Source organism: uncultured Corynebacterium sp. (assembly GCF_902782855.1).
Taxonomy (GTDB): Bacteria; Actinomycetota; Actinomycetes; order Mycobacteriales; family Mycobacteriaceae; genus Corynebacterium.
Map to the genome: position 1 here is coordinate 1 of NZ_CACZOO010000139.1, position 7,709 is coordinate 7,709.

Here is a 7,709-nt window from a genome sequence, read left to right on the forward strand (position 1 = left end):
CCTCGGGGTGCCCGTGGTCTCGGAATCCGGCTTCGCCCGACTGCTCGGAGAGCTGGAGAACTCCGGCAATGGTTCGGTTGATCCCCGGCTGGTGGTCGCCGCCTCGCATCCGGAGATGGAGAATGTGGTCGGCGAGCCGGGTGGCCTCGGAGATGACTTCGGAGATGACTTCGTAGAAACGATGCGGTCAGGAGGTGGATTCTATGACGATGACGAGGATGACACCCCGGTGATCGACCTCGGGGACGACGGCATCACTCTCGACGCGGAATCCCTCGGCAGTGCCTTCGACACCGCAGTCGGCCTGCTCGGTTTCATCGCCCGTACCCACGGCAGCCTCCGTGCCGCAGTGGAATCTGCCGGGGTCTCGGCGGTGGACGGGGAACTGCCCTCCCACGTCGAAACGTTGCTGGCGCAGGCGGGGGAGGAGTCCGGCGTCTTCCAGCTGGCATTCTCCCGGCGGCGGGGTACCGTCACCGACGTTCTCGCCCGGATCTGGGAGACCTGTGACGACCGCGAACAGCGCATTCTGCGCGACCGGATCGTGGCAACGTCTCCGGCGACTCTTGACGAGATCGGCCGGGCCACCGGAGTCACTCGGGAGCGGATCCGACAACTCCAGAAGAAACTCACCGGGCGACTGCGTCCCGCGATCACCGCTGGGCCGGTCGCCGATCTGTTGGCGGGGGTCCGGTCCCACACATATCCGGTGGGGACCCTGGAACAGATCACCACGGTGTTCCCGGAGCTGGCCGTGGTCCTGCCCGGGTGGGACACACCGTTGTGGCAGATCCTCGACGCCTTCGACGACGACTTCCGGGTCGATGACGGCTGGGTGTGCTTCCCGGATCTTCCGACCGCCGCGCAGCGCACCGGGAATCTGCTGGCGCCGTTGGTCAATGACGAAGGGGTCGCCGAGCTGTCCGATGTCCTCCACCGTTCGAGCCTCGACGACCCGGGAACACTGAAGCAATGGCTTTCTACCTGCGGCTATCTGATCCTCGACAATCATGTGCTGACCCGTGTCGGATCGAATCCGGCGAGGGCGGCGTCCCTGCTGTCGGTGGTCGGCCGGCCGATGTCCGTCTCCGAGATGTACGCGGGTATCGGTAACTCGAAGTCCGAGCGGTCCTTCCGCAACGGTCTCTACAACAGTGACGAACTCACCCGGGTGGGTGTCGAACAGTGGGGACTGACCCGGTGGGGAATGCCCGAGTACACCGGCATCGCCGATCTCATCGGACAGCGGGTGGACGCCGCGGTGTCGGACGGCGCCGAGGGCGTCCTGCTCTCCGATCTCATCGACGAACTGACCGGGGAGTTCGGTGTCGCCGCGAATTCTGTCACAGCGTATTCGGCGACCGGCGATTTCACCTCGACCGGTGGGGTGGTCCGGCGCCGGACCGAACCGATGGCCAACAACGCCACTCCGGAGGAGTCCAACGGCGTCTACGTGCACGAGGGCCGCTGGTGCAACCTGGTCACGGTGACGAAGGACCATCTGCGGGGCTCCGGGACGTACATTCCCAACGGTCTGACAGCGATGCTGGACCTGGAATGGAATGAACCTCGGATGCTGCCGAGCGATCTCGGCGAACAGCGCATCATCTGGGGGAACCTGGGCACCAGCTACGTCGGGTCGATCCGGCGTTTCCTGGATTCGTTGCAGGCGAAGGAGGGCGACCGCATCTGGATCGACCTGCATGACGGGGAACGGTTCTCCGTCTCTGCTGCACCGGAGTCACATGCCGGGGAAGTGGACGGACTGGACTGGCTCGTAGACCACGTGGGTGCAGTCCCCGGGGGAGACGACGCGACGTCCACTGCTGCCGTAGCTGAAGCTCTGGGTCTGGCACCGGACGCCCCGCGGCGCAAGGTCCTCGCACGGTTCCGGCACCGGTCGGACGCTGAGGCCGTGGAGGTCCTTGAGCGGATCTGGATGTAGCGGGACGCTGGGGGAAGGCCCAGACGCCGTTTCCATGACCGTGCCGTCGCTGATCGCCGCGATCCGCTCGGGAGGACAGACAGGTGTGGACCGGGGAGCGCCCGATGCCGCATGCGAGGCCGGCGTCCGGATCGGGACGGTACCCGGCCGGCGGGTGGGCGGAGGATCACCCCGGCGCACCGGGTCTGCTCTCCGACCACCCCGAGCCCCGGGAGATACCCCCTCGCCGGAGCAGTCGCAGCGCACGGTATGGAACGTACGGGACAGTCACGTCCCACTGTTGATCGTGACAGAGTACGCAGCGACAGCGGATGCTGCGTCCCCGGGGACGGCGCTGACCCGGGATCTGCGCGGCGGCGCCCAGTATCGTGGCGGAGCTCCCGGCGCTCAGCTCTGCCCACCGTCAACGCGGGCGTGAGGTGTGTGAGTAGTGGTCGCGGTGACCATTACTCACCATCGATTTCAGGCACCGGGTGCGACCATTACTCACCACGACGTCGGCACAACGCAGTCACCCGCCGCAGTCACCCGCCGCAGTCACCCGCCGCAGTCACCCGCCGTAGAACCCAGCCACCGTCAGCGCATCCACCGCCTCTGCCAGCAGGATCCGCTCCTGCTCGATCCGCAGGTTCCCCGCCGACGCCAGCAGATCCCGCGCCGTCGACTCCCCGGCGGTGAGGTGCCCCAGATGCTTACGGTCCGGGTGGGCGTCCTCCGTGGCGAGGTGACGCCACCGGCGCACCGCATCGGAATTCATGAGTACCGAGGTGACCTGCGGCAGGTGGGAGCGGACCGCAGAGAGGATGCCGAAGCCGTCGGCGTCCAGATCACCCCAGTACCAGACCGGCAGACCGGCCAGCCAGGGGAGCTGCGCCCACTTCCGTGCGCTGTAGCCCGCACCCCAGAGCAGGACGCGGCCGGGAGCGGCAGGTAGTGCGAGGAAGGACTCGAGGTTCTCCACCATCAGCGCCCCGGTGACCGGCACGGCCCCCTGCCCACCGGACAGCGCGTCCGCCCAGAGCCGTGCCGCGCCGGAGAAGGTCAGCGTCACATCCTCGGGCACTCCCTCCCAGCCAGGCATCCCGGAGGGCATGCGCAGTCGGACCAGCGGCTCCCTGTCCACCAGACCCAGGAACTCCAGCGGGGACGCCCCGGCACCGGCGGAATCCCCGCCGCCAACGCTGCCGCCTTCGATCCTGCCGCCTTCGGTCCTGTCGCCTTCGACATCGTCACCATCGCCTCTACGCCGGGCGACGACCAGCCGGGTGACCAGGGTGAGGTGGCGTTCCAGCCACTTGCCGTGCACGCCCTCCACCGGCACCGCACGCGGCGTCAGTCCGGAGTCGGGGTGTGACAGGAACCAGTCGACCACGGCGTGCACCCGCACCAGGTCCTCATCGGTCAGGTCGCACCACCTCGACATCACCGAGGCCGCCGCCTCCCGAAGCGACGCCGACGCATCCTCCCCCACCAGCAGGGCGAACTTCCGGGTGAGCCCACGCCACACCGACCCTTGCCCGGTGAGGGCGACCAGGGCGTCCACCCCGGTGACCTGCAACCGGTCCGGCACCCGTTGGCGACCCAGCCCGGCAGCGGTCCAGGATTTCTCCACCCACACCATTGTCGCCGCCGGGTGGCGGGTCTCCCACGCCTGCCAGGAACGGATCCACGCAGAGGTTCCCGCCACATCCGCCGCGGCGGTTCTGCCCGTCGGCGGGTGCAACGGGAGGTCCACCGAGGCGTCCTGAACAGGGGCCACCAGCCACGTTTTCCACCGCTTCTCCGCGGTGGCGGCGAGGCCGGCGACCGCCTCGGCCGGGGGCACCGGGCCGCTACGACGCGCCATGCTCCGCCTCCCCGCCAGTTTCCGCCACCGCAGTTTCCGCCACCGCAGTCTCCGCTGCCACCGAGGCGCGCAACTCATCCATCGCCACCGGCGCCACCGACGTGGACGCCCGCACCGCACCACTGGCGTCCGCCCGCTCGGTGTATCCGACGACGACCACCCCGCCGACATAGTTCTGCAGCGTCTGGATCAGCTTCAACGGCGTGGCCAGCACCATGTGGAACCCGAAACTGGTGAACACGTCCATCGCCGTGCGGGTGAACTCCGGGTCCGCCCGGTCGAAGGCCTCGTCGAGGATCACCGTAGCGTAGCGGGGGAACTCCTCGTCCACCTCCGCCAGCTGGAACCGCAATGCCGCGGCCAGGCAGAAGAACACCAGTTTCTGAGCCTGGCCACCGGACAGGGACGCCGAGTCGACGTAGGCGTTGACCGCCGTGCCCTCAGCATCGGTCTCCACACCGATGAACCGCACATGACGCCGCGTGTCCAGCACCGTCCTGCGCCACCGCCGGTCATTGGTCTCCTCGGAACCGAGCCGGTCCAGCAGTTCCGACATCCGCCGGTAACGGTCCTCCGCCTCCTCGGGGGTGTCGGCGGCACCGAGCCGGTTCTCCACCGCGGCCTGCAGGTCACGCTGGAAATCGGTGACCTCCGACCCCCGGTTGTCGCGCACGTCGATGCGCAGCCACCGGCCCGCAGCGAACTCGGAGCGCGACAGCGACTGGTTCACACTGTCGATCCGCTCGGCGATGAGGTCCTTCGCCCGCCGCAGCGACCGGGACAGCTGGGTCAGGTTGGTGACCGAGGTGCCGTTCATCAGGGTGAGGAAACGCCCGGTGAACTCCGCGAGCCGGTCACGACGCAGACCGGTGAGCCTGGCGACAGCCTCACCGGCGAACTCCGGGTCGGCGGTGAGATCGGACTTCTCCTCCGGCCAGCGCTCCAGGTACGTCGACAGCACTCCCTGGATCCGCTGGTTGACGTGGTGGACGGTCTCCTTCCCGTCCGCCTCCCGGGCGTGGAGCTCCACACTGATCTCCTCGGTCAGCGGCAGGACCGTGGACACGGTCACCCGTCGCGTCCGGCGGGTGAACTCGGCCTCCACTGCGGCGAGGATCTCGGGGTCGATATCCGGACCCGTCGACGTGCTTCGCTCGTCCAGTTGCGCGAGGTGGCCGGCGGCGTCCTCCCGCCGACTGCGCAGGACGCCGACCTGCCGGTCAGCGCTGCTCAGCACGGCCTTCGCGTCCCTGAGCCGGACGGTCGCCGCATCGCGGGCCGCGGTGAGTGCGGCATGCTCCGGGGAGTCCGACCAGTCGACCACCGCTTTCTCCGCCGCGGTCACCAGGTCAGCGGCCCGGGAGGTGTCCACCGCCGACCATCCGGTGGCGGTGATCAGCTCCGCTGCCCGCACCGACGCCGACAGGGTGGACAGGGCGACCTCCCCGTCACGCCGTTCCCGGTCGGCGGCGGTGGCCCGGGCGCTCAGCGTCGCCCGGCGGGCGGCGAGCAGCTCCTGCTTGTCGTGGTTGGTGGAACCGAGCATCCAGCGCGACCGGTCCTCGATGCGGAACCGGTCGTCCTTCTCGAAACGCACCGAGCCGTCACGCTCCCTCCGGCCGTGGACCAGACCGGTGCGGGTCACCCCACGGTCGTCGCCGAGGCGGGCGAAGTCGGTGGGGGAGTCCACGCACCGGTACTCGTGCCGGCTGCGCAACTGGGCGAGTACCCAGTCATGGAACGGGTGATCCACCACGGACAGTTTCAGGCTGAGGGCGTCCGCGTTGGCGGGACGCTGCGGCACACTCACCCTTTCCGGCACCGAGCGGTACACCAGCCGGACGCCGGTGTGCCTGGCATGGACGTACCCGGAGACCCGGTCGATGAGACGGGCCGGGACCAGCAGGGTGGTGGCGAAACCACCGAGCAGCCGCTGGGCGACCGGTTCCCAGTCCCGGTGGTCGTCAATGACGTCGATGAGCTCACCGGCGTACGGCAGTTCGCGCGGCTTCACTCCCAGCTCACGGCACAGGTCCTCGCGCAGGCGCACATGCCGGTGCCCGATGTTCGAGGTACTCTTCGCCAACGCGGCGAGTTCCTCAGTGACCTCGCGGAGTTCCTTGTCCGCCTCTCCCTGACGCCGGACCGCGTCATTGCGTCCGGTTTCCAGCCGCTCCCGCTCGCCGTCGGCGGAGGCGAGCAGGTCACGTGCCTGTCCGTCGACCACGGTGAACTCCCCGGCACCGGTCGGGGCCACTCCGCCGAGGGCGGTCACCGCGGCGGCCAGGGCATCGGCGTCTTTGCGGACACCGGCCAGCCGGTCCCGTGCCCGCTCCGCCTGCAGCTCGAGCACCTGCAGTTGACCACCACCGGCACCGGCGAGGGCGGTGTCCGCGGAGCGGAGGTCTGCGTCCGCCCGCCGTTCATCGTCCTGTGCGCGCGACAGGACGTCGGATGCCGCCGCCAGCGACGCGTCCAACTCCCGGAGCTGGTCGGTGAGGGATTCCCGGTGCAACCGGTCGCGGACCCGCGGCAGGGCACCGAGCATCGCGGCGGCACGTGAGGCGTCGGCCGTGGCCGTGTCTCGGCGGGTCACCAGGTCCGGCAGCGGGTCGAGGACACCGATCCGTGCCTTGACGTCCTGCACCCGCTCATAGGCGGTGCGCAGTTCGGTGAACTGGGCGACGGCGTCATCGGCGAGGCTGAAGGTGTCCGGCTCGGTGAGCATGTACTCGCGGAAGAGCTGGTCGAGGTTGTCGAGCTGCTTTGCGGACTGGGTGCGGTGCAGCAGCAGGAGCGCCTCCGGGGAGGTGATGCCCAGTTTCGGGCGGAACCGGTCGGCGAACACCCGGTGGGATTCACTGAACCGGGCCGGTGCCGGCCAGGTGGCCTTGACCCGGCGGATGTTGATCCCCGTCGACATCAGCGGGTGCAGGACACCGGCGTCCAGATCGAGGGCGTCCTGATGGATTCCGTAGAGTTTCTTCACCGAAGCCTTCGAGGTTTCCCCGGAGCGCAGGTAGTAGAACGCGGTGAGGGTGATGTGCTCGACCGGAAGGTCGGTGCCCCTGCCGGAACCGGTGGTGTATGTCAGGGCCACGGCCGACCACGTTGCACCGGGACGCAGGTAGGTCGAGGTGATCCCACCGGACTCCGGGTCCTCGCCCCGGCGCCACGCCCCGCGGATGTAGGAGACCAGGGACCGCCCCGAACCGTGACGGCCGGCCCCGCGAGTGCCGCCGGCCTGACCGGCGGCGTTGAAGGACAGCTTCTCCGGCGGGACGAGAACGGCGGCGACCGCGTCGATGATCGTCGACTTACCGGAGCCGGACGCCCCGGTGACGAGGAAGCCGGTCCGGTCGACGGGGATGTCGAGGTAGCCGTCGACGGTTCCCCAGTTGATCAGCTGGATACGGGAGAGACGGAACTGCTCGGGATGGACGGTCATGCTTCTCCTGCGTCCTCTGCGGAATCGGTGTCGTCGCCGGTGGCGTCCGTGTCCGCGAAACGGCGGTACTCCGCGGTGATCGCCGCGACGGTGTCCGGGTCGAGGATGTGCTTGAGTGCGGGCGAGACCTCGTAGCGCCCCGGAGTCTCCGTGGTGCTGAGCAGGTTGAATTTGCTGTCGAGCCGCCCCAGTGAGGTGCTGAAACGTTTACGGAACGCCGCCTCATCGGTGTCGGTGACGCTGCGGTACACGAGAATCTCGGTGAACAGGTCATCGGCGTCGACGATGACCCGCTCCCCGGGCAGCGCATGGGCGACCATGGAGCGCAGGTGCAGCAGCACCAGGGTGTCGACATGGGTGAGGGTCTCGGTGCGCAGCACCTGCGGCACCTCCAGATCCTCACCGGTGGACGCCATCCGGGTGAAGGCGATACCGGCGTTCTCATCGAGGACGAGGTTGAGGAAGACCTC

At 68.8% G+C, this 7,709-nt stretch carries 5 protein-coding genes; 2 read left to right on the top strand and 3 right to left on the bottom strand.

Translation table 11 applies throughout. From position 1 onward, the window contains the following. Both QZV72_RS06495 and QZV72_RS14900 read left to right on the top strand, forming a co-directional pair. A partial coding sequence (locus QZV72_RS06495) for a sigma factor-like helix-turn-helix DNA-binding protein (RefSeq protein WP_297006455.1) occupies positions 1–1,945 on the top strand: 1,945 nt, incomplete at its 5' end. 34 nt (positions 1,946–1,979) lie between these two features. Next, positions 1,980–2,363, top strand: a complete 384-nt coding sequence (locus QZV72_RS14900; protein WP_367119090.1) for a YpsA SLOG family protein — start codon at positions 1,980–1,982, stop codon at positions 2,361–2,363. A gap of 132 nt (positions 2,364–2,495) precedes the next feature. Here QZV72_RS14900 and QZV72_RS06500 read toward each other — a convergent pair whose 3' ends face one another. The 3 genes from QZV72_RS06500 to QZV72_RS06510 all read right to left on the bottom strand — a co-directional run. Continuing rightward, complete coding sequence (locus QZV72_RS06500; RefSeq protein ID WP_297006457.1) at positions 2,496–3,791, bottom strand: Wadjet anti-phage system protein JetD domain-containing protein; 1,296 nt, start codon at positions 3,789–3,791, stop codon at positions 2,496–2,498. Next, complete coding sequence (locus QZV72_RS06505; RefSeq protein ID WP_297006459.1) at positions 3,778–7,239, bottom strand: ATP-binding protein; 3,462 nt, start codon at positions 7,237–7,239, stop codon at positions 3,778–3,780. The genes QZV72_RS06500 and QZV72_RS06505 overlap by 14 nt, the downstream gene beginning before the upstream one ends. Continuing rightward, positions 7,236–7,709, bottom strand: a 474-nt coding sequence (locus QZV72_RS06510; protein WP_297006461.1) for a DUF4194 domain-containing protein, incomplete at its 5' end; no start/stop codon positions are given. The genes QZV72_RS06505 and QZV72_RS06510, both read right to left, overlap by 4 nt.

What these genes read in the sequence shown, in the direction of transcription:
- QZV72_RS06500 (WP_297006457.1), bottom strand. Translation starts at nt 3,791, where the DNA reads ATGGCGCGTCGTAGCGGCCCGGTGCCCCCGGCCGAGGCGGTCGCCGGC.
- QZV72_RS14900 (WP_367119090.1), top strand. Translation starts at nt 1,980, where the DNA reads ATGACCGTGCCGTCGCTGATCGCCGCGATCCGCTCGGGAGGACAGACA.
- QZV72_RS06505 (WP_297006459.1), bottom strand. Translation starts at nt 7,239, where the DNA reads ATGACCGTCCATCCCGAGCAGTTCCGTCTCTCCCGTATCCAGCTGATC.